Here is a 21455-nt window from a genome sequence, read left to right on the forward strand (position 1 = left end):
ACCGCGTCGAATGGTTTCGGGGCTGCTTCGCAACCCAGCGGGGATGAATCCCCTCACCACAGTAATATTCCAAGCGACTATTGGATCAGCCGCGCCAGACCATCCAGCCAAAGGCACGGCCATGAAAAATCTGGAATGAATCCCCTGTGGCGAGGGGATTTATCCCCGTCCGGCTGCGCAGCAGTCGTAAATCCGACTTGCCAGATCTAACTGAATCACCGTGTTGAATGGTTTTGGGGCTGCTTTGCAACCCAGCGGGGATGAATCCCCCTCACCACAGTAATATTCCAGGCGACTATTGGATCAGCCGCGCCAGACCATCCAGCCAAAGGCACGGCCATGAAAAATCTGGAATGAATCCCCTGTGGTGAGGGGATTTATCCCCGTCCGGCTGCGCAGCAGTCGTAAATCCGACTTGCCAGATCTAACTGAATCACCGTGTTGAATGGTTTTGGGGCTGCTTCGCAACCCAGCGGGGATAAATCCCCTCGCCACAGTAAGGACCGGCCATGAACAATCTGGAATGAACCCCTGTGGTGAGGGGATTTATCCCCGTCCGGCTGCGCAGCAGTCGTGAAACCGGCTTACCAGATCTGACTGAATGACCGCGCTGAATGGTTTTGGGGCCGCTTCGCAACCCAGCGGGGATAAATCCCTGTGGCGAGGGGATTTATCCCCGTCCGGCTGCGCAGCAGTCGCAATAGCGGTGGACACGGTTTTTCTGAATGACCGCGCTGAATGGTTTCGGGGCTGCTTCGCAACCCAGCGGGGATAAATCCCCTCACCACAGTAATATTCCAGGCGACTATTGGATCAGCCGCGCCAAGCCATCCAGCAAGCGCTGCAATGCGCCCTGATTACGCCGCATCACCGCCAGCCCGGCCTCGGCCATGCGCTGCGCATCACGCGGCAGTTCGAACAAGCGCTGCACCTCGACTGCGAGGCCTTCGGCATCATCCACTTCGGCCAACGCCCCGGCTTCGCGCAGTTGCGCGGCGATGTCGAGGAAGTTGAACAGGTGTGGGCCGCTGAGTACCGGTTTCGCCAGCGCGGCGGGTTCGAGCAGGTTGTGCCCGCCATTCGGCACCAGACTGCCGCCGACAAAAGCGCTGTTGGCCAGGGCATAGAGAAACAGCAACTCGCCCATGGTGTCGCCAAGCAGCACGCTCGTCTGCGCATCGACATTGGCCCCGGTCGAGCGACGTACCGTGGCGAAACCTTCGCGCTGGCACAGCTCGAACACCGAATTGAAACGCTCCGGATGACGCGGCACCAGAATCAATAATGCATCCGGATGATTGGCCAACAGGCGACGATGAGCGTCGAGCACCACTTCATCTTCGCCTTCGTGAGTGCTCGCGGCGATCCACACGGGACGATCCTGCGCCTGCCATTGGCTACGCAATTCGGTAGCACGCTGCAGCAATTGCGGATCGATGGTCAGGTCGAACTTGATCGAACCGGTGACCTCGACAGATTCAGGCCGCGCGCCGAGATCGCGGAAGCGCTGGGCCTCGGCTTCGGTCTGCACCGCCAACAGGCTCATCTCGGCAAGCATAGGCGCGGTGAGTTTGCTGAAGCGGCCATAGCCTTTGGCGGAACGCTGCGACAACCGTCCATTGGCCAGCGCCACCGGAATTCCGCGCTTGGCACACTGATGAATGTGGTTGGGCCACAGCTCGGTTTCCATGATCACCGCAAGTTTCGGCTGCACGCGATCAAGAAAACGCGCCGCCGCACAAGGCAAGTCATACGGCAGATAGCAGTGTTGAATGCGCGCCTCGTTGGCGAACAGTGCCTGAATCCGCTCCGAACCGGTCGGGGTCATGCAGGTCACGGTGATCGGCAGCGCCGGATAGCTTTCCAGCAGCGCACGGATCATCGGCGCGGCGGCAATGCTTTCGCCCACCGATACCGCGTGCACCCAAATGCCACCGGGCTGCAAGGTCGGCATGCCAAGAGTAAAGCGCTCGCCGATGCGCTTGGCATACGCCGGCGCCTTGCGCGCGCGCAGCCACAGCCGAATCGCCACCAATGGCAGCCCCAGGTAAAACAGCGCGGTGTAGAGAGTTCTATTCATGGCGGCGGAGTTTATCGGCTTTTGTCGCTGATCGCCCGCAAGTGCACGGCAAAACGTTCCGCCAGCCAGCGCGCGGCGGGGCCGAGCGGTTCGTCGCGGCGCCAGACCAGTTCCACCACCAATGCCGGCGGCGTCCATTCGCTATCGAGTTCAACCATTTGGCCCTGATACGCCGAGTACTGCACAACGTGGCGCGGCAACCACGCCCAACCGAGATCGCGCACCAGCCATTCGGACATCACGTAAAAGCTGTCGGCGCGCCACACCTGTGGGCTGGCCGGCTCGTTGCCGGGATAGACGCTGGTCTGCGTCGACATCAGCAATTGCCGGTGCTGCGCCAGTTGCTGGCAGGTCACGTAGGCCTGCTGCGCCAGCGGATGATTGACACCGCAGACCGTGACCATTTCCACTCGACCCAGTACGCGCCGCTCAAGGGCTTCGGGGATTTCATCGTGATAGAACAGAAGGCCGAGGTCGGCGCGACGTTCGACCAGTTTGCGCGCAACTTCACCCTGGGCGGCGCTGGTCAGTTGCACTTCCAGGCTGGGAAACTGCTCGGCCAGTTCACCGAAACTTTCCACCAGCGCCTGATACGGCATCGCCTCGTCCTGAGCCACTCGCAACTGCGCCTCCTGACCGCGCAGCATCGCCATGGCCCTGCCGTTGAGGCGCTCGCACTGGCGCAACACTTCGCGGGCCTCTTCCAGCAATGCCGCGCCCGCCTCGGTGAGCATCGGCTGCCGACCGCTGCTGCGTTCGAACAGGCTCACGCCCAAATCCTCTTCGAGCATCGCAACGGCGCTGCTGATCGCCGACTGCGCCTTGCGTTGTCGACGTGCCACGGCGGAAAAAGATCGCTGTTCTGCAACGTCGACAAATACCCGCAGCTGCTCGAGATTCCATTGCATGCTTGCTACCAACCCATCTCTAGAACAGATAGGTAATGACTTTACCCCATCTGAGCAGTCCCTAGAATGTCACCTCAGCAAGCAACGATTTATTTGAGGATCGAAACCATGAACGCCTACGTCTATCTGGCCATCGCCATCTGCGCCGAAGTGATCGCCACCGTTTCGATGAAAGCGGTCAAGGGCTTCAGCACGCCGCTGCCGCTGATTCTGGTGATTGTCGGCTATGGGATCGCATTCTGGATGCTGACGCTGGTGGTGCGCACCGTACCGGTGGGCGTTGCCTACGCGGTCTGGGCGGGGATGGGCATTGTCATGGTCAGCGTCGCCGCTCTGTTCATTTACGGGCAGAAGCTCGACGTACCGGCGATGCTGGGGATGGCGTTGATCGTGCTGGGGGTCGTGGTGATTCAGCTGTTTTCGAAAACTGCCGGGCATTAAAAAGCAGCAGCAAGCTTCAAGCGGCAAGCCGCAAGCATTGCTGATTTGCTGGTCCGGGTTGCAGCTTGCAGCTTGAAGCTTGAAACTTGCGGCTTCTTCAAGCTCCGAGGTCGCCGCATGCCATCCGTTATTTCCACCGACGTTCTGATTGTCGGCGCTGGTGTCGCCGGCCTCTGGCTGAATGCGCGCCTGCGCGGTCAGGGTTTTTCGACCGTGCTGGTGGAAAGCGCCAGCCTCGGTGGCGGGCAGAGCGTGAAGTCCCAGGGCATCATCCACGGCGGCGCCAAGTACGCGCTGCACGGCGCGCTGACCGGGGCCTCGGAAGCCATCGCCGACATGCCGCGCCGCTGGCGCGAGGCGCTGGCCGGTAATGGTGAGCTGGATCTGTCCGGCGTGCGCCTGCTGTCCGAAGCCCATTACCTGTGGTCGCCAGGCACTTTGGCCGGCAATCTGACCAGTTTCTTCGCCAGTAAAGCCGTGCGTGGCCGGGTCGATCAGGTCAAGGGCGATGAACTGCCGCTGGCCCTGCAGGACAAGCGTTTCAAGGGCAAGGTCTATCGCCTCGCCGAATTGGTAGTGGATGTCCCGTGCCTGATCCAGCGTCTGGCCGAGCTGGCCGGTGACGGTCTGCTCGCCGGGCAGGTCATCGAGCCGCTGCTGGAAGCCGGCGTGCTGGTCGGCCTGAAAGTCGATGGGCGTGAGATCCGCGCCCAGCGCATCGTCCTCAGTGCTGGCGCCGGCACTGCCGAACTGCTCGAAGCGTTGGGCCTCAGTCGTCCGGCCATGCAGCGCCGACCACTGCACATGATCCTCGCTAAAGGTCCCGGCTTGAAACCGTTGTACGCGCACTGCCTGGGCGGCGGCACCAAGCCGCGCATCACCGTGACCACGCACCCGGCCGCTGACGGCCAGTGGGTCTGGTACATGGGCGGCGACATTGCCGAAAGCGAAGGCGTGGCCCGCGAGCCGGCCGAACAGATCGCCACCGCACAAAAGGAAATCGCTCAACTGCTGCCGTGGATCGACCTCAGCACCACGCAATGGGCGACCCTGCGCGTCGATCGCGCCGAGCCGCTGCAAACCGGCCTGACCCGCCCGGACAACGCGTTCCTCGCCGAGGAAGGTCGCTTGCTCGTCGGCTGGCCGACCAAACTGGCACTGGCGCCAGACTTCGCCGACCGCGTTATCGCCTCGCTGCAACGCGACGGCATCCAGCCGCAGGCGACTGAACCGCTGCCGCCGCTGCCGAAACCACCGCTCGGTGTACCCGCGTGGGAGCAACTGCTGCCATGACCATCGCCACTCTGCACGAACTGCATCGCCCGCTGGGCAGCACCGGCCTGTCGGTTTCGCCGTTGGGCCTGGGCACGGTCAAACTCGGCCGCGATCAAGGGGTGAAATACCCCAACGGCTTTCAGATTCCCGACGATGACGAGGCGCGCATGCTGCTGCGCCAGGCGCGGGATCTGGGCATCAACCTGATCGACACCGCGCCGGCCTATGGTCGCAGCGAAGAACGCCTCGGCCCGCTGCTGCGCGGTCAGCGACAGGATTGGGTGATTGTCAGCAAGGTCGGCGAAGAGTTTGCCGATGGCCTGTCGCGCCACGACTTCAGCGCTGCGCACACGCGAATGTCGGTCGAGCGCAGCCTGCAACGTCTGGAAACGGATTTCATCGATCTGGTCCTCGTGCACTCGGACGGCAACGACATGGCCATCCTTGAGCACGAAGAGGTCTACGCCACTCTCGCGGTGCTGAAGGCCGAGGGCAAGATTCGCGGCTTCGGTTTTTCCGGGAAAACCGTCGAAGGTGGGCTGAAAGCGCTGGAGCAAGGCGACTGTGCGATGGTCACCTACAATCTGAACGAACAAAACGAAAAGGTAGTCATTGACTATGCTGCTGCCCACGGCAAAGCCATTCTGGTGAAAAAAGCCTTGGCCAGCGGTCATGTCTGTCTGAGTCCGGGAGTCGATCCGGTGCGCGCCAGCTTCGAGTTGCTGTTCACTCAGCCCGGCGTCGCCAGTGCTATTGTCGGCACAATCAATCCGCTGCACCTCGCCCATAACGTAGCGACCGTTGCCCAGGTCCTGCGTAGTCACTGACGCCGCCCCGCGGCCTTAAGCCAGGAGCCGATATGCCGCGCACGCTCATCCGCAAGAACCCGAGCAACTTCAAGACGCTGCCGCTGTTCGTCGAAGCCACGCCCGAAGGCCTGAGCTATCAGAGCGTCGGCATGCCGCTGAACTTCGCCCAGACCCTGCAACGGCGCAAACCGGTCAGCGTCGCCGACAGCGAGCGCTTCGCCCTGGAACTAGCCAACCTCGGCGTGTCCGTGCGCCTGACCCTGCATTGGCAGAACCGCGATTACTGGGTGCTGGTGCGCCAGCGTCGCCAGGATCGCGGCGACGTGGTACTGAAGCTGATTTCCGGCTATGTGCCTGCTCATGAGCTGAACATTCCGCTGCACACGGCGATTCAGGAGATTGCCGAAGAGTGTCTGCTGGAAACCCCGGAAGGCTGGCTCGGCGGGCGCTTCAACGAGACTTGGTTGCCGGCGCCCTACTCCGCTGCGCTGCATTACCGTGAGGCGCTGCCGTTTCGCCTGACACCGCTGTCCGGTTCAGCACGGCCGGTGCGCTGCGCCAACCTGCAATTGCTGGAGCGGCCACGGGCCTACGTGCATTTGCCGACGGCGTCATTGCAATTGATCTATGACCTGCGCCTGGACGTACCCAAAGAGGCGAAGTCCTTGAGCCTGTTTCATGTCGACGAGCGTCTGGAAGGTGATCAACTGGTGGCGCGGCTCGATCGCAAACGGCCTGACCTGTATTTGATGCCATTGCACGACGGTCAGCCGCTGCCTGAGTTGTATACCCTGAAAAAGGATCAGCTGTATCCGGCGAGTACGCGCGGTCTGTATCTGGCTGAAAGCTTTGCCCGCCAGGATGGCTGGCTGGTGCGCGATGAGCGGATTCGCTGGAAGGACTGGTTGCGCCAACAGGGCCTGACGCCAGTGGAGAAGGCCACTGGACTGGCCCGCCTGCGCGGCAAGGCCAGGCAGTTGCTGAAGAAAATCGTACCGCGCAAGAAAGTGAATTCCTGAAAAGCAAAAAGATCGCAGCCTGCGCCAGCGCCTGAACAGAATTGTGCAGGCGCTGGCGCAGGCTGCGATCTCTTGAGCTTATTGGCCGCGGATCTTTTCCACGATTGCTGTGGTCGAGCTGTTCTCCACCAGCCCCAGCACTTTCACCGTGCCGCCGTAGGCGGTGACGATATCGGCGCCGACTACCTGATCGATGCCGTAATCGCCACCCTTGACCAACACATCCGGCTTGACCTCGCGCAGCAGGTTTTCCGGCGTGCCTTCAGAAAAGCTGATCACCCAGTCCACCGCGCCGAGACCGGCGAGTACCGCCATGCGGCGATCAACGCTGTTGATCGGCCGGCCCGGGCCTTTCAGGCGGCTGACCGAGGCGTCATCGTTGACCGCGACGATCAGACGATCGCCTTGAGCGCGGGCCTGCTCCAGATAGGTCACGTGGCCGGCATGGAGGATGTCGAAGCAGCCATTGGTGAAGACAATCCGCTCGTTGTGCGCACGGGCATCGTCAACCGCCAGCAGTAGTTGCTCAAGACCCAGCACACCTCGCTCCGAACCTTCTTCGCGCTGAATGGCGCGGCGCAGCTCCGGGGCGCTGATCGCTGCTGTACCGAGCTTGCCGACGACGATACCTGCTGCCAGATTGGCCAGCGCCACGGCGTGCGGCAGTTCTTCGCCAGCGGCAATGGCTGCCGCCAATGTCGAAATCACCGTATCGCCGGCACCGGTCACGTCGAACACTTCGCGGGCGCGGGCCGGCAGGTGCAACGCCGGATGATCCGGGCGCAACAAGGTCATGCCGTGTTCGCCGCGGGTCACCAGCAGTGCGCCAAGGTCGAGGTCCTGCATCAGGACGGCACCCTTGCTCACCAGTTCGTGCTCATCGGCGCAACCACCGACGATGGTTTCGAACTCGCTGAGGTTCGGCGTGATCAGGCTGGCACCGCGGTAGATCGAAAAATCCTTGCCCTTGGGATCGGCCAGCACCGGAATGCCTTTGGCGCGGGCGGCCTGGATCAGCGTCTGATGATTCTTCAGCGCACCTTTGCCGTAATCCGACAGCACCAGCACCTTGATGCCTTCCAGCAGTTCGTCGACCTGCGCGGCCAGTGCCAGCGCATCGGTGGCGAACACCTCTTCGAAATCGATACGCAGCAGTTGCTGATGCCGGCTCATGACCCGCAGCTTGACGATGGTAGGTTGATGGGCGATGCGCTGGAACAAGGCGCGCACGCCGGCGCCCTTGAGACTGTTGCTCAGGCTGTCGGCGGCTTCGTCATCGCCGGTCACGCCCACCAGCGATGCCGGTGCACCCAGCGCGGCAATGTTCAGCGCCACGTTGGCGGCACCGCCCGGGCGATCTTCGATCTGCTCGACCTTGACCACCGGCACCGGTGCCTCAGGGGAAATCCGTGAGGTTCCGCCATGCCAGTAACGGTCGAGCATGACATCGCCGACCACCAAGACAGGGGCTTGATCGAATCGCGGCATCGACAATTTCATGGAGCAACCCACATACAAAATGAACAGGGGCGCGATATTAACAGGATCGCGCGCACCGGGAATACACGAGGGTGAGGCTGGCTCACCCTGGTCCGCAGATCAGGCAATGTCTTCGGCCGGAGCATCCAGCCCCATCGCATGCAGCCGCGCGTAATAGCCATTGTGAGCAAGCAATTGGGCATGAGTGCCGCGTTCGACGATCTCGCCCTGATCCATGACGAGGATCAGATCGGCCTTCTCGATGGTCGACAAACGGTGGGCAATGACCAGCGTGGTGCGGCCTTTCATGACATGGTCGAGTGCTGCCTGAATGTGCCGCTCGGACTCGGTATCAAGGGCCGAAGTCGCCTCGTCGAGGATCAGCAGCGGGGCGTTTTTCAGCAAGGCCCGGGCAATCGCCAGACGCTGACGCTGTCCGCCAGACAACAACACACCGTTCTCGCCGACTTGGGTATCCAGGCCTTGAGGCATCTGCGCGATGAAGTCCATGGCGAATGCGTCCCGGGCGGCCTTCTCGATATCTTCGCGAGGCGCGCCTGCCAGATCGCCATAAGCGATGTTGTTGGCGATGGTGTCGTTGAACAGCGTCACGTGCTGGGTCACTTGCGCTACATGGCGGCGCAGATTGCGCAGGCGATAATCTTCGATCTCGACATCATCGAGCAGAATTTCGCCGGTCTCGTGGTGATAGAAGCGCGGAATGAGACTGGCCAGCGTCGACTTGCCGCTGCCGGAACGCCCGACCAGTGCGATCATCTGACCTGGTGACGCGGTGAAGCTGATGTTTTTCAGCACTTCCCGTTCGGTGCCCGGGTAAGTGAAGCTGAGGTTGTTCACCGCCAGGTGGCCACTGACCCGATCACGCTCGATCGTGCCGGTATCGATTTCCGGTTCAACGTCGAGTTGCTCGAAAATGCTTTCAGCACCGGCCACGCCTTTCTGAATGGTCGAGCTGACTTCGGACAATTGCCGGATCGGCTTCGGCAGCAAACCTGCTGCCGTGATGTACGCGACCAGATCACCGGCCGTTGCATCACCGCGCAGGAACAACACCAGGAACATCAACACCGCCATGGCGGTGTAGATCACCAGCTGCAGCATCGGCGTATACACCGCGCCAGTCTTGGTCATGCGCAACTGTTTGTCGGTGTTGCTCTGGCTGGCCGCCGCAAAACGCTGCTGCTCATAAGCTTCGCCACCAAAACTGCGCACGACGCGATAGCCTTGAATGGTTTCGGAAGCCACATGGGTGACGTCGCCCATGGCCACTTGAATCTTCTTGCTCTGCTTGCGGAATTTCTTGCTGGTGTTGCCGACCATGAACGCGATCACGGGCAGAATGGCCAGCATCACCAGAGTCAGTTTCCAGTTCATCCAGAGCAGATAGGCGAACAGGAAAACCACGGTCAGGCCTTCGCGGATCACCACTTTGATGGCATCCGTGGCGGCGCCGGTGACCATGGTCACGTTGAAGGTGATGCGCGAGATCAGATGACCCGAGTTGTGGGTATCGAAATAGCGGTTGGGCAGTACCAACAGTTTGTTGAACAATTCGATACGCAGGTCATGCACCAGCCCCAACGAAACCCTCGCCAGGTAATAGTTGCCGAGAAACGAGCCAAGGCCCTGCCACGCTGCGATCAAAATGATCAGCAATGGCACAGCCATCAACAGCTGCACGTCTCGCAGATAAGGCACATTGGGGAAGAGCACCGCTTCGGGATTGCTCAGGCCATCGACAAAATACTTGAGAATCCCGGCCAGCATCGGTTGCGTGGAAGCAAAGATCACGAAGCCCACGATACTCAGCAGGAAAAGACCGATATAGGGTTTTACGTACCCCAACAGCCGAAAGTAGATTTTCAGGCTGGATTCCTGTTCCGCTTTGGGCGGTGCGTCAGTCATCGTAGAGCTCACTGGTTAAGAAGAACGCGAAATTTTATCACAAGCGCCGCCATTGGCCCGCGCCCATACCAAAACGCTGGCAAGCCCCAACGGCAGCCAGCTGATGAACCACTCGGCGCGCGGGGTGCCGGTGAGGCTGGCAGCGTCGAACTGCATCGCCAGTGTCGAGAACAGCCAGATACCGATAACACCGCGGGCATACAGCGTTTCCCGAACTTTCCACGCCTGGAAAATCACGCCGAACCAGACGGCAGACCATAACAGCAGTCCCGGCAGACCCAGCACGATCGCGACATGGGTGAACAGGTTGTGGGCGTGATCGAAGGTCATTCCAGACCAGAGCACCCGATAGTCCCCACCCAGACCCAGCCCGCCCCAGGGGTGCTTGGCAATCATATCCAGAGAAGCCATCAGAATCTGCGGACGATACGAGACCCCGCGCGCCAGCACCAACGGCTCGAACAGCCACAGCGCCGCAATCGCCACCACCAGTGCCACGGCTGCGACGATTCGGCTGTGCCGGTCACGGCACCAGATCGGCATGGCCAGGATGGTCAGAAACAGCGCCAACGCCGCACCGCGGCTCTGACTCATCAGGACAAAAACAACCAGCACCGTCAACGCCAGCGCCCAGATCCCTTGCCGCATCAAATCACGCGGCGCCCACAGGGCCAGCCACACGGCCGCGAGACCGATGACATAGCCGCCGAGGATCGGATGCGCCAGTTCACCCAGACCTTCCACCCGCGCAGACCAGACGTTGCCGTCAATGACGTAGAACCTGACAATCGCCACCAGCGCCGTCACCGCCAATCCCAGCCCGCCCCACTGCATCAGGCGAATCAACCGCTCGGGGCGTCCGCTGGCAAACACCGGAAAAAACAGCAGGAACACCACGATGTACAACAGACGCTTGGCCTCGCGACCCGTTTCCGGTGCGTTTGTCCATGCCAGACTGATGAGCGACCAGACCAGCAATCCGAGCAACGGCAGGTAGATCCAGCGTTGCTCGTAAAGCACTTCCCTGACGCGGTGCCGCGCAGACCAGCCCAGCACTAGCGCCGGCAACCAGACGAGAGCGACCAGCCCCTGCTGGTAAACCTTGTTGGTGGGCGCTAAGGCAATGGCCAGTAAAAACCACAAGAGCCCCGTCGCCATCCATAGTTGCGCCCAGCGTGTTTCCTGCATCAATCTGCTCCTGACAAGGGTTCGCCCATGCGACGCGGCATGGTTAAAATCGAAACTTTTCGGCATCATTGCCCGCTACTACACCCCGCACTTTCGACAAGGCTTCCTACGATGCGATGCTCCCGGCTCTCCCAAGCCGCTCTAGACCAAATGATCGACGCTGCCAAAGTGCTGGAAGCGGACAGCTACGGGCCGAAAGTCTACCTGCTGCAAGATGGAAAAATTCTCAAACTGTTCCGTCGCAAGCGGTTTTTTTCATCCGCTCTGCTGCGCCCCTATTCGAAGCGGTTCATCGACAATGCCGTCGAGCTGCAAAAACTCGGCGTACCGACCTTGCAGATCCTGCAGTTCTTTCGCCTTGAAAAACCAGGCATGACCGCCGTGCTGTATGAGCCTCTGCCAGGGCAGACGCTGCGTCAGATCGCCAGCAAACAAGGATTCGAGTGGAAGCAGGCATTGCCGGACCTCGCCGCCCTGATACGCAGCCTGCATCGCTCGGGCATCTATTTCCGCTCCCTGCATCTTGGCAACATCGTGGTCACGCCAGACAACCGCATGGGCCTGATCGATGTTGCCGACATGCGCTTTACCCGCGGACCGTTGCCAAAGCGCTTGATCAAACGCAACCTGCAACACTTCGCACGCTATATTGCGCGCGAAAAGCTGAACGACAGCTTTCCGATGCAGGCACTTGAGCGCGCGGTCTTGTCGTCATGAAAACAATGCGCGGGCAGCCTGGCTGAAGCTCGACCAGGCCTCGTCCGGTGCAAGCATCCGGTACTGCTCGGCATTGATCGCTTGAGATGAGGCATTGAAGGCGCGGTCGATGGCCTCGGCCCAGGCTTTCGTGTCATTGACCGGCGCATACCAGCCGGCGCTGCCCAGCTGTTCGCTGAACACCTCCAGATCGCTGCACAGCACCGGTACGCCGGCCATCACCGCTTCCTGCATGACCAGACCCAGGCCCTCTTCCAGCGAAGGGATGGCCACCCAGTCGAACGCACGATAAAGCTGCGCTGCTTCGTTCAGATGGCCGGTCAGCAAGACCTTCTCGTGCAAGCCAAGCGCGTCGATGCGCTGCTCCAGCGCCGCGCGTTTGGAGCCTTCGCCAACAATGACCAGGCGCAAGTCCGGGCGGGTGTCGAGTGCTGCGGCAAAGGCATCCAGCAGATAGCCGAAACCCTTCTCGGAGACCAGCCGCCCTACCGCGCCCAATACTGGCGTATCGCCTTGCGGCAAACCCAACCGTGTCCGGGCTTGCTCGCGGGTGAACAGGTCAGCGCGAAACGCCTCAGGATCGAACGCACTTCGCAGCGCGGTGACAGGCATCTGCAGATCGCGGGCCAGTGAATCGGCAAGGGTGCTGGAGACGGCAACCAATGTCAGTCGGGACGCAGGGATTGCCTGGAATAGAGCCTGGTCGCCGGCATTCAAACGCGCCGAACCGTGGAAGATCACTACCGCGCGGATATGCGGCAGTTTCTTGAGGACCGGTAACAACGTGCGTGCGACACCCATGCCGTCCAGCAGCAGCAATCGAGCGTCACTGTCCACGAGCGCCTGGCGAAACCTCGCCCGCATCACGGGTTTGGCCAAACGCCAGAAATGCCGGCCCTTCAGGCGGGCTGACGATAACCGCCACTCCCGGACCTCACCGACATCCACGCCGCACTCGGCTCCCTGCCCCTGGAGGAGCCAGGTTTTGACCACCGCCGACGGCGCAGCCTGAGAGAGTATCTGCTGATGCACTTTATGGATTGATGCGAACGGAGCGCCACCGGCCCACATGATATTGAGAATATTCATAGGGCAGAAAGCCGTTGCACGGATTTGCGGGGACAAGCTGCGCGGTACTCGAACTCAGTTGATGAACCAGCCAATGCAGACTCCCAGCAACAGAAACAAGGCAAATTTGATCTGTTCGCGGCGATTGCGGCGCGCTTTGCGTTCACGCTCGACATCCGTTTGCACATGCAGACCGAAACCGGTGTGCATGACCGCGTCTGCCTCGAGTATCAAGGCGTCCCTGTTCAGTTGTGAGTAGCGCTGTGACAAGGCCTTCTCGCCACCATGGCCGGCGAAAGGCGCACACAACCAATAGTCCTCGAGTCGACGCAACCCAGGGTTCAGCGAGAACCCCTGCCACTCCGGCTTGTCGGAAATCAGCGGATAACACGCAACGCCATCGACAATCGCGCGCGCGCCCAAATGGATGTAAGGACTGTGAACCCGCAGATCGTGATTATAGCTGCGCAACCAGATCTGCAGAATTTCCGGCCGGGCCTGCAGAACGGTCATCGAGTCTTCCACGAACCCTGGACGGTAGAACTCCCAGTCGTCTTCGCAATGAAAGATATAGGGTGTGCTGACCTGCCCGTAGGCCAGGTCGATCGATGCCAACTGGCCCAACTTCGGACGATTGACGAAGATCGTGCAATGCTCTTTCCAGTGAGCAGGCAGAATCCCGGCAACGCCTTCGTCGCCGGCATCTTCGGTGATGAACACTTCACGAATGGGTGCCGTGTTGTACCGGTCGAAGCTATCGAGAGTGGCCTTGAGCAGATCGAGTCGACCGCAGCTGGTAACCACCAATGTAATCTGGCTTTCTTTGGAAAATTGCACCGAAATCTCGTTAATCAGAAGTCGCCAGCAATATCACTGGCTATATGACACTTGTCAAATGCCCACTTTCAGGCGGATTTTTTCCAGCAGACTCAGCGGCGCCCGCTCACGCAGCGGTGGCTCAAGCTCTTCAACGATGCGCTGACCGATCCGCGCGAAGCTGAACTGCTCCACCGCCAGTTCGCGACCGTTGTCAGCGATGCGTTGCGCCAGTTGCGGATCCTCGCGCAGCGTGGCCAGCTTTTCCTGCAACTGCGCGATCGTCTGATAGAACACCACGTTGTGCATGTCCTGCAAACCCAGCGCCGCAGCTTCGGCGGCGCCTTGATCATAGGCCAGCAGGACGCAGCCGCAAGCCATGGCTTCGAAGTTCTTGATCATGAACTCGCCCATGCCCACGTCCGCGCTGACAAAAAAGCGGATACGGTTGAGCGTTTCCAGGTATTCAGCCCCGGACTTGGTCCGCGTCACCAGCAGCGGCTCGACCTGGCCCAATTCATCCAGCAGTGCCTTGCGACCGCTGTAGGCCACACTGTTGGTACTGCCGACGAAGGCAAGTTCGATATCCCGCTCGCGCCTCTGGTCCTGCAATTGCGTCTGATCGTAGCCCTTGGGCACGAACACGGCGTCGAAGCCCTCCGAGCGCAGGCGCTCGGCCACCACGAAACCAGAACTGATCACGCGTGCCCACGGCAAACGCCGATAGTGCGCGCTGAACTTGCCGGTGTACTTGCAGGGGATGTAATTCTGATAGGCGTCGTGCTCCAGAATCACCAGATTGGGGATGGTGCGAATAAATCCGACCTGCCGGATCTCCTGCTTGAAGCGCAGGAAAAACACGATGCGGTCATAGCGGGAAACGTCTACTTCGCGGCGAAAGTATCGACGCAGATTGCGCTGCTCGTCACCGCTCAACCAGCGCAGATCGCACTCACAATGGGCGGCGACACCCTCGTACAACCGATCGAGAATGGCCCGTTGATCTTTCTGCACCAGAAATAGAACTTTCATTGTCTTCCTTGCCGCAACAGCAACCCGAGCAAACCTGAACATGCCCGCCCGCAAGAAAGTCTTGCGCGGGCGCCTGTGTCGTTACAAACGCCAGAACAGTTCATGTCGCCGAACCGCCTTGCGGAAAAATTCGTTTTCGCCATAAGGCGAACCGGAGCGCCCAGCCAGTAATCGCTGCAGGCTGCGACGCAAGCGACGCTTGAACGGCGCAGGCGGCTGCAAGTCATGCATCATGCCCAGGGCCATGGCTTTGTCACGCTGCTGCTCTGCGGACAACGCCAGGCATACAGGCTGCACCGGCACGCCAGCATCAAAGGCTGGCGGCAGAGCCACGCCATCACCACTATTACCCATCGGCCACCGGTCGTTATCGTGCAGGTGGTTGGCATAACCGAGCAGCGTCGGCTGCCAGTCCAGACCTTTCAACACTTCAAGCACAGCCTGCTGCGCGCAGATGTGGTCAGGATGCGGGTCGAGCGCCGGATGCGGCAGCACGATGACGTCCGGACGAGCGCGCAGCATCGTTTCGCGCAGATCGGCCAGCAGATTGTTCCAGGTCGGCGCGCCATCGGCGTCCCCCGGGAGCACAAATGGATTGAATTGACGGAACAGGCGGGTATCGCTCAAGTCCGCTTCGCGCGAGCCCACCGGTAGATCCGGCCTGTCACGCATCGCGGCCAGTTGCAGGCAGAAATAGCCCAACTGCACGCAGCGCTGCTGGGCGACTCCGGCCCATTGCGGCACAGTGAGGCTGTCCCAGGCGCGCAAACGTCCCTTCAGCCGCGCGGCGTCGACCTTGCTCATGCCCATCTGCTGATAGTGTTCGGCCTCGATTTCACCAGCAGTCAGGGTAACGATCCAGGCTTCATCGGCCTGACTGTACAAGCCGAACGCCGCCAGCTCCGCATCATCCGCGTGAGGGGCAATGACCATGACCCGCTGGCGACGATAATCGGCGTGTTCCAGCGCCCACAGTACCGGCTCGCCCGACACTCGACAGAAACGGCCGCGCAGACGCAATACTCCTTCGGACAATGCTTGCGCCTGACCGCTGAGGTTCAGATAGCGCAGGCCGCCGACACCGCGCTCAAAGGTTTGCACGTCAGGATTGGCGCCGCCCGACAACGCGATACAAGGATCGAGAAAGCGCCCCAGCCAGGTGCTTTTGACTCGCACCGCGAGGATCAGCGTAGCGTCATCGGCCAGCATCACACCTTCATCCAGACGCAACTGCTCGCCGTGCAGATGAACCTTCGGCTGCGGCGTATAGGGCGGGAAGCTGTACTGATAATCGTCGCTCGGGGCGTAGAACAGATGATCGGCAAACCACGCTTCATGGGCGATCCAGCCGCCGATCAGCAACACCGGCGCCAGCCACCAGGCGACCAGCACGCTTAGCGCGATGATGGCGGCCAGCGCGACCAACATAGCCACGCGCTTGTTGCGTCGATAGCGCTTGAGCAATTGCTGTTTGCGGCTCATGGTCTGGCTCATACGGTGAACACCGGCACAGGGTTGCACCAGCGGTCCTTGTACTCACGGTCAGCGCGCCCGAATGAAAAACGCAGCGGCTTGCCGAGTGCCCGTGCGTGTTCCCAAGCGCTTTGCGTATTGAGAAAGCTCAGCACGCTGCCGGGGCTGAACTCGCGGGTTTCGGGATCCACGCCGCCATTCACATATTCGACACTGATCCATTCCGGCGCCTCGACGCGGTAGACCAGTTGAATCGCAATCGGCGCATCGTTGAGGAAAATGACCGAGCCGATCAACAGCTCGCGCAGCAACTCGATGACCTCGGCCATGCGCGCCGCGCCGGTCGCCGGAAAGCCCCAGCGGCGTTGAAACAGATCGCAGTACATCGCGGCCAGCTCAACGCTGGAAAACTCGCTGACCGCTCGCACCACACCGCCCGCTTCTTCCAGCAGACGCAGCTCTCGACGCTGGTTATAGCGAAACTTTTTCGACAACTCTTCCGGCGTGCGGGCCATGGCCAGTTGCTCAGCCTGCAACTTCAGGCCACTGAAACGGCTTTCGTTGAGTGCCGACAGATAGCGCGCCCGATGCCGCAGCGGTGCCTGAGCATCGACGGCGGCCGGCAGGATCAGCTCGGCATTGCCGAGGTCGAACAGGCCTTTCTTGCCGTTGCGTTTGAGTACGTCCTTGGACAGAGCCAGGTCGCGCCCCCAGGTAGCGATGGCGGCTTCAACCTCGCCCTGCGGCTGCCAGGCCAGATAACGCACCGGGATCCCGGCCAGGTCGGCCAGGCGCTCGATGACCAGCGGATGCGTCGCGACACTGCCGCCATAACGTTGCCAGGTAGTGGCGTAGGTCGAGGCGTCAACGGGCGACCAGCCACGTTCGCGCCAGCCTTGAAATCGGTTGAGCATCAGCCCCTCGTTGCCAGATCGGTAACTGGCGGCAGGCGCCAGAAGGTCTCGCGCACTGCACGGTCGGAGAAATGCTCATGCAGTCGCTCGAGCATCATCTGTGCACATTGACGACGCTGCGGCGCATCCATCGCGGCCAGGTGTTGCAGCCCTTGAGCCAGATGTTCGGCATCGCCGAGTGGAAACAGAATGCCCACCCCCTCGACCACCTCCTTCGCCCCGCCGCACGCGGTGGCCAGCAGCGGCACGCCGGCAGCCATGGCCTCCAGCAGCACCATGCCGAACGGCTCGTGATCGGAGCTCAGGGCAAATACATCGAAGGCGCGAAAGTAGTCGCGCGCATCAGGCACCTGACCGAGAAACAGCACTCGATCGGCAATCCCCAGCTCGCGCGCCAGCGCCTTGAGATCCTGCTCCAGACGACCGCTGCCGAGAATGGCCAGCTGACTGTTGTCCGGCAGGCCTGGCAGCGCCTGGGCAAACCCGCGCAGCAACGTGGCCTGATCCTTGTCCGGGTGCAGGCGGCCGACGTTGCCGACGATCCAGGCATGCGGCGACAGCCCGAGGATCTGCCGCGCCTCTTCGGCCGGTACTTGACGGGCTTGCAGTGCAGGCACATCGATACGGTTGTACAACGTCTGGATTCGGCTTGCCGGCCACTTCGGCAGGCAGCGCCGCATGTCGTCGCGCACCGCATCCGACACTCCGAGCAGGCTCAGGCGCTTGCGGAAAATATGTGCGAATAGCTTACGCGTGCCACGCTGGTAATCGCCGAATGCGTGGTGCACACCAATGACCGGCAGCGATGTGCCGAGCAAGGCGATATAGATCGGCTTGAAGCGATGAGCAATGCAAAGACTGAAATTGCGTGAGGCGACGATCTTGCGCAGATCGCCGATAGCCCCCAGTTTCAGGCCACGAATGGCCTTGGAACTGTACTCCATGAACAACACTTCATCGGAAGCGCACGCTGCGGCCACCTCGCTATCGGCGGCCCCGGTCAGAAACACCGTGGTCACCCGATAGCCGGTGCCGGCAAACAGGCTGGCGTACTGCCGCGCGCAGTCCAGGAACGGCCCGTCATAGCCGTGGCAGAACTGCAGCACATGGCGTTCAGCCGAGCGAGTCATAAGCGTTGGCGCCCTCTTTGACCACCAGAATGTCTTCCATGATCAGGTACTGCAGATCCGAGCCGAAAAACATGTTCAGCGCGTCGGTCGGCGAGCAGATCATCGGCTCGCCACGACGATTGAGCGAAGTATTCAGCGACACGCCGTTACCGGTGAGGTTTTCCAGCGCCTTCATCATGTCGTAGTAGCGCGGGTTGTATTCGCGCTTGAGCACTTGAGCCCGGGAAGTACCGTCTTCATGGACAACTTCCGGCACGCGGGTTTTCCATTCTTCGGCGACTTCGAAGGTGAAAGTCATGAATGGTGCCGGGTGATCGATTTTGATCATCTGCGGCGCGACGGTGTCGAGCATCGACGGGCAGAAAGGCCTCCAGCGCTCGCGGAACTTGATCTGGTGATTGATGCGGTCGGCGACACCGGCCACGCTCGGGCACCCGATGATCGAACGACCACCCAATGCGCGCGGACCGAACTCCATGCGGCCTTGGAACCAGGCTACCGGGTTGCCATCGACCATGATCTGGGCGATCTGCTCGGGCATGTTGTCGAGCTTGCGCCAGGTCGGCTTGTTCTCGTGACGGGCGCAGGCGGCAATCACGTCCTCGTTGCTGTACGACGGACCAAGGTAGACGTGTTCCATCTTCTCGACCGGCACGCCGCGGGCGTGCGACACGTAAGCGGCAGCGCCGACCGCGGTGCCGGCATCGCCGGACGCAGGCTGTACGAACAGCTCTTTGATGTCGTCGCGGGCGATGATTTTCTGGTTCAGCTTGACGTTCAACGCACAGCCACCAGCGAAAGCCAGTTTGCCGGTTTCCTTGAGCACGTCGCCCAGGTAGTGGTCGATCATCTGCAACGCCAGCTTCTCGAACAGCGCTTGCATGCTCGCGGCGTAGTGGATGTAAGGCTCATCAGCGATGTCGCCTTCGCGCTTCGGACCCAGCCACTCGATCAGCTTCGGCGAGAAGTAGAAACCCTTGCCCTTCTCTTTATAGCGGCGCAGGCCGATCACGTTGGCGTAGTCGGTGTTGATCACCAGTTCGCCATTCTCGAACGAGGCCAGACGCGAGAAATCGTACTTGCTGGCATCGCCGTACGGCGCCATGCCCATGACCTTGAACTCGCCGTCGAGCATCTCGAAACCGAGGAATTCAGTGATCGCACCGTACAAACCACCAAGGGAGTCCGGATCGAAGAATTCCTTGATCTTGTGGATCTTGCCGTTTTCGCCATAACCGAAAAAGGTCGTGGCGTATTCACCTTTACCGTCGATGCCGAGGATCGCGGTTTTCTCTTTGAAACCCGAACAGTGATAGGCGCTGGAGGCGTGAGCCAGGTGATGTTCGACCGGCTCGATCTTGATTTTCTTCGGATCGAAGCCCAGTTGCTCGAGGCACCAGACAATCTTGTTGCGATAGCGCTTGTAGCGACGGTTGCCCATCAGGATCGCATCGAGAGCACGATCCGGGGCGTACCAGTAGCGCTTGGCGTAATGCCAGCGGGCCTTGCCGAACAGGCTGATCGGGGCGAATGGAATCGCCACCACGTCAACGTCGGAAGGTTTGATACCGGCTTGCTCGAGGCAGAATTTCGCCGATTCGTAGGGCATGCGGTTCTTTGCATGTTTATCGCGTACGAAGCGCTCTTCCTCAGCCGCCGCGACCAGCTTGCCGTCGATGTACAAGGCTGCGGAAGGATCATGGCTAAGGGCGCCGGACAGGCCAAGAATCGTCAATGCCACAGGGGTCTAGCCTCTTTAGTCTGCATGCAGGCGCGAAGCGCCTTGAAAATTGATGTGCCCTCGCACAGGGCGAGTGGCAGCTAAAGGGCGGGATTATAGCGTAAAAGCGCCCGCAAGCCTCTAGCAGGAACAGGCAGTCGCCACGTTGACAGGGTTTGGACGTCGCAATAGACTCCAACTCAAACGGACTGGGGGATCCCGGTCGGCGCTAATGCCTCGGTGAGATCACCGGGGCTTTTCGCTTTTTGGAGGCGGGAAAATCTTCAAGCCCCAATTTTCGAAACCTTCTCCAGCCTTTATGCGCCCACCGCTGCAATAAAACTTGCGTTTGAGCACTTCGAAAGCGCGATTTTCCTGACCCGCCCTCAAAACACTCATACCAATGGGTCTCGCAACAAGATCAGCCAGTTGTAAGCCGGTGGAATTGACCTGCTTTGTGGCGAAGACTATTTCGAACGGCAGTTGCACGCCCATTCGATTGGCACCACCGCACATTCTGCGAAACTCTAGCTCCAACTCGTTATCTTCCCGCTTTCCTCGGCGTTCAAAAATCACATGTGTTGATGCGCGGTGCTGACCCTTCTCAGATAAAAAATCGTACAAAGTTTCAAGACAGAAGCCGAGCGCCAGATGATACGGATTCTCTAGAGAACCCTGCTTCTCGCAGAGTGGAGCCTTATCGATAACACAGCTGATCAAAACAAAATTGCTGGCCTAATGATGCTGGTCAATTCGGCAAGAAACGCATGCTTGTGCGCCTTTGAGGTAAACAAACTAGAGAAAGCACCTTTTTCTTTTCTAATCTCAAGCTCATGCAGCCCGATCAGATCATGTCCCATGTGATTGAATTTGAACTTCTGAACGGCTGGGATGACCTTTTCGCAATAGTGGCGCTTATGAAACACACAAAAGGCGAGTACGAAAATCGGATAGTAAGGATCCAACCGCTGCATTCCGTGATCACCGCTTTCATCAACATAAATGTATCTCGCGTCGGCGTGCTGAGGCTCTACGCCTTCAAGAACCTCGCGCACCTGGCCCCGATTTTCAAAACGAGAAAACTGCACAACGTCACCCGCGATTGGGACGCCAATAGATACTGAGATTGCCATCCTCGATTTGCCGGTAAATCGTATAGGGCAAGGAAACGGTATCGAACACGGCGGATAGAGGAAGATCAAGCAACACAAAGGGCGCCAGCATTCCCGTAGGATCAGGCGGCGCATTCAGCGTGCAAAAATCGAAGGCCAGGCCACTGTAGATGCGCGGAATCGATTGGCAGTAGGTCTTCTTTTTGCGCAGGTCACGGGCAGCATCGGCGTCGCCCTGTAAAACGGTCGAGACACTGCCACAGCCTGAGAGCGCCACAGAAATTACGCCCAGCATCAGAATTTTTTTCATGCTCAAGATTCGCCCTCCGAGATCGTCAGGCAAATTAG

General features: G+C 60.2%; 18 protein-coding genes and 1 pseudogene. 5 read left to right on the forward strand and 14 right to left on the reverse strand.

From position 1 onward, the window contains the following. Positions 1–805: 805 nt before the first annotated feature. Both waaA and ACYSTU_RS08745 read right to left on the reverse strand, forming a co-directional pair. Entirely contained in the window at positions 806–2080 is a 1275-nt protein-coding gene (waaA, locus tag ACYSTU_RS08740; protein ID WP_498997506.1) for a lipid IV(A) 3-deoxy-D-manno-octulosonic acid transferase, read from the reverse strand. 11 nt (positions 2081–2091) lie between these two features. Then, entirely contained in the window at positions 2092–2988 is an 897-nt protein-coding gene (locus tag ACYSTU_RS08745; RefSeq protein WP_498997509.1) for a LysR family transcriptional regulator, read from the reverse strand. Between the two features lie 108 nt (positions 2989–3096). Between ACYSTU_RS08745 and ACYSTU_RS08750 the strand changes: the two genes are divergently transcribed. From ACYSTU_RS08750 to ACYSTU_RS08765, 4 genes are all read left to right on the forward strand, one after another. Further along, positions 3097–3429, forward strand: a complete 333-nt coding sequence (locus ACYSTU_RS08750; RefSeq protein ID WP_016771980.1) for a DMT family transporter — start codon at positions 3097–3099, stop codon at positions 3427–3429. A 117-nt stretch (positions 3430–3546) separates the two neighbouring features. Further along, positions 3547–4722: an NAD(P)/FAD-dependent oxidoreductase gene (locus tag ACYSTU_RS08755; protein ID WP_110602700.1), complete on the forward strand. Its 1176-nt coding sequence runs from the start codon at positions 3547–3549 to the stop codon at positions 4720–4722. Further along, positions 4719–5531: an aldo/keto reductase gene (locus tag ACYSTU_RS08760; RefSeq protein WP_136492356.1), complete on the forward strand. Its 813-nt coding sequence runs from the start codon at positions 4719–4721 to the stop codon at positions 5529–5531. Before ACYSTU_RS08755 ends, ACYSTU_RS08760 begins: the two co-directional genes overlap by 4 nt. Positions 5532–5563: 32 nt before the next feature. Further along, entirely contained in the window at positions 5564–6532 is a 969-nt protein-coding gene (locus ACYSTU_RS08765) for a metal ABC transporter ATPase (protein WP_264364426.1), read from the forward strand. A 78-nt stretch (positions 6533–6610) separates the two neighbouring features. Here the strand turns inward: ACYSTU_RS08765 and hldE are convergent, their stop codons facing one another. From hldE to ACYSTU_RS08780, 3 genes are all read right to left on the reverse strand, one after another. Then, positions 6611–8032, reverse strand: coding sequence for a bifunctional D-glycero-beta-D-manno-heptose-7-phosphate kinase/D-glycero-beta-D-manno-heptose 1-phosphate adenylyltransferase HldE (gene hldE / locus ACYSTU_RS08770; protein WP_016771983.1), 1422 nt, complete (start codon positions 8030–8032; stop codon positions 6611–6613). A 99-nt stretch (positions 8033–8131) separates the two neighbouring features. Then, entirely contained in the window at positions 8132–9937 is a 1806-nt protein-coding gene (msbA, locus tag ACYSTU_RS08775; protein WP_016771984.1) for a lipid A export permease/ATP-binding protein MsbA, read from the reverse strand. 15 nt (positions 9938–9952) lie between these two features. Next, positions 9953–11125, reverse strand: a complete 1173-nt coding sequence (locus ACYSTU_RS08780; protein ID WP_130902890.1) for an O-antigen ligase family protein — start codon at positions 11123–11125, stop codon at positions 9953–9955. Positions 11126–11275: 150 nt separating this feature from the next. Here ACYSTU_RS08780 and ACYSTU_RS08785 point away from each other — a divergent pair, with 150 nt between their 5' ends. Beyond that, the gene (locus ACYSTU_RS08785; protein WP_016771986.1) at positions 11276–11842 is read left to right on the forward strand and encodes a lipopolysaccharide kinase InaA family protein; all 567 of its coding nucleotides are present in this window, start codon (positions 11276–11278) and stop codon (positions 11840–11842) included. On the opposite strand, the gene ACYSTU_RS08790 is transcribed toward ACYSTU_RS08785, so the two are convergent. The 9 genes and pseudogenes from ACYSTU_RS08790 to ACYSTU_RS08830 all read right to left on the reverse strand — a co-directional run bounded on the left by ACYSTU_RS08790 (position 11837) and on the right by ACYSTU_RS08830 (position 21417). Further along, the gene (locus tag ACYSTU_RS08790) at positions 11837–12931 is read right to left on the reverse strand and encodes a glycosyltransferase (RefSeq protein ID WP_498997514.1); all 1095 of its coding nucleotides are present in this window, start codon (positions 12929–12931) and stop codon (positions 11837–11839) included. The two genes, ACYSTU_RS08785 and ACYSTU_RS08790, sit on opposite strands and share 6 nt — an antisense overlap. Before the next feature lie 54 nt (positions 12932–12985). Further along, complete coding sequence (locus tag ACYSTU_RS08795) at positions 12986–13747, reverse strand: glycosyltransferase family 2 protein (protein ID WP_498997517.1); 762 nt, start codon at positions 13745–13747, stop codon at positions 12986–12988. A gap of 54 nt (positions 13748–13801) precedes the next feature. After that, positions 13802–14758 (reverse strand): glycosyltransferase, encoded by a 957-nt coding sequence (locus tag ACYSTU_RS08800; protein ID WP_110644878.1) that lies wholly within the window; start codon positions 14756–14758, stop codon positions 13802–13804. 81 nt (positions 14759–14839) lie between these two features. Next, positions 14840–16240, reverse strand: coding sequence for a PIG-L deacetylase family protein (locus ACYSTU_RS08805; RefSeq protein WP_498998130.1), 1401 nt, complete (start codon positions 16238–16240; stop codon positions 14840–14842). Between the two features lie 8 nt (positions 16241–16248). After that, a complete protein-coding gene (locus ACYSTU_RS08810) occupies positions 16249–17145 on the reverse strand; it encodes an antimicrobial resistance protein Mig-14 (RefSeq protein ID WP_217879205.1) in 897 nt (298 codons plus the stop codon). Next, complete coding sequence (locus tag ACYSTU_RS08815) at positions 17145–18275, reverse strand: glycosyltransferase (RefSeq protein ID WP_498997520.1); 1131 nt, start codon at positions 18273–18275, stop codon at positions 17145–17147. Before ACYSTU_RS08815 ends, ACYSTU_RS08810 begins: the two co-directional genes overlap by 1 nt. Further along, positions 18259–20016, reverse strand: a complete 1758-nt coding sequence (locus ACYSTU_RS08820; RefSeq protein WP_024011327.1) for a carbamoyltransferase family protein — start codon at positions 20014–20016, stop codon at positions 18259–18261. Before ACYSTU_RS08820 ends, ACYSTU_RS08815 begins: the two co-directional genes overlap by 17 nt. A 225-nt stretch (positions 20017–20241) precedes the next feature. Next, positions 20242–21128 (reverse strand): annotated as a pseudogene (locus tag ACYSTU_RS08825) (DUF3800 domain-containing protein). Beyond that, positions 21088–21417, reverse strand: a complete 330-nt coding sequence (locus ACYSTU_RS08830; RefSeq protein ID WP_371699345.1) for a YceK/YidQ family lipoprotein — start codon at positions 21415–21417, stop codon at positions 21088–21090. Before ACYSTU_RS08830 ends, ACYSTU_RS08825 begins: the two are co-directional and overlap by 41 nt. Positions 21418–21455 lie beyond the last annotated feature (38 nt).

This window comes from Pseudomonas glycinis (genome assembly GCF_054871425.1).

Coding starts and splice junctions, on each gene's coding strand:
- waaA (WP_498997506.1), bottom strand. CDS start 2,080: ATGAATAGAACTCTCTACACCGCGCTGTTTTACCTGGGGCTGCCATTG.
- ACYSTU_RS08745 (WP_498997509.1), bottom strand. CDS start 2,988: ATGCAATGGAATCTCGAGCAGCTGCGGGTATTTGTCGACGTTGCAGAA.
- ACYSTU_RS08750 (WP_016771980.1), top strand. CDS start 3,097: ATGAACGCCTACGTCTATCTGGCCATCGCCATCTGCGCCGAAGTGATC.
- ACYSTU_RS08755 (WP_110602700.1), top strand. CDS start 3,547: ATGCCATCCGTTATTTCCACCGACGTTCTGATTGTCGGCGCTGGTGTC.
- ACYSTU_RS08760 (WP_136492356.1), top strand. CDS start 4,719: ATGACCATCGCCACTCTGCACGAACTGCATCGCCCGCTGGGCAGCACC.
- ACYSTU_RS08765 (WP_264364426.1), top strand. CDS start 5,564: ATGCCGCGCACGCTCATCCGCAAGAACCCGAGCAACTTCAAGACGCTG.
- hldE (WP_016771983.1), bottom strand. CDS start 8,032: ATGAAATTGTCGATGCCGCGATTCGATCAAGCCCCTGTCTTGGTGGTC.
- msbA (WP_016771984.1), bottom strand. CDS start 9,937: ATGACTGACGCACCGCCCAAAGCGGAACAGGAATCCAGCCTGAAAATC.
- ACYSTU_RS08780 (WP_130902890.1), bottom strand. CDS start 11,125: ATGCAGGAAACACGCTGGGCGCAACTATGGATGGCGACGGGGCTCTTG.
- ACYSTU_RS08785 (WP_016771986.1), top strand. CDS start 11,276: ATGATCGACGCTGCCAAAGTGCTGGAAGCGGACAGCTACGGGCCGAAA.
- ACYSTU_RS08790 (WP_498997514.1), bottom strand. CDS start 12,931: ATGAATATTCTCAATATCATGTGGGCCGGTGGCGCTCCGTTCGCATCA.
- ACYSTU_RS08800 (WP_110644878.1), bottom strand. CDS start 14,758: ATGAAAGTTCTATTTCTGGTGCAGAAAGATCAACGGGCCATTCTCGAT.
- ACYSTU_RS08805 (WP_498998130.1), bottom strand. CDS start 16,240: ATGAGCCGCAAACAGCAATTGCTCAAGCGCTATCGACGCAACAAGCGC.
- ACYSTU_RS08810 (WP_217879205.1), bottom strand. CDS start 17,145: ATGCTCAACCGATTTCAAGGCTGGCGCGAACGTGGCTGGTCGCCCGTT.
- ACYSTU_RS08815 (WP_498997520.1), bottom strand. CDS start 18,275: ATGACTCGCTCGGCTGAACGCCATGTGCTGCAGTTCTGCCACGGCTAT.
- ACYSTU_RS08830 (WP_371699345.1), bottom strand. CDS start 21,417: ATGAAAAAAATTCTGATGCTGGGCGTAATTTCTGTGGCGCTCTCAGGC.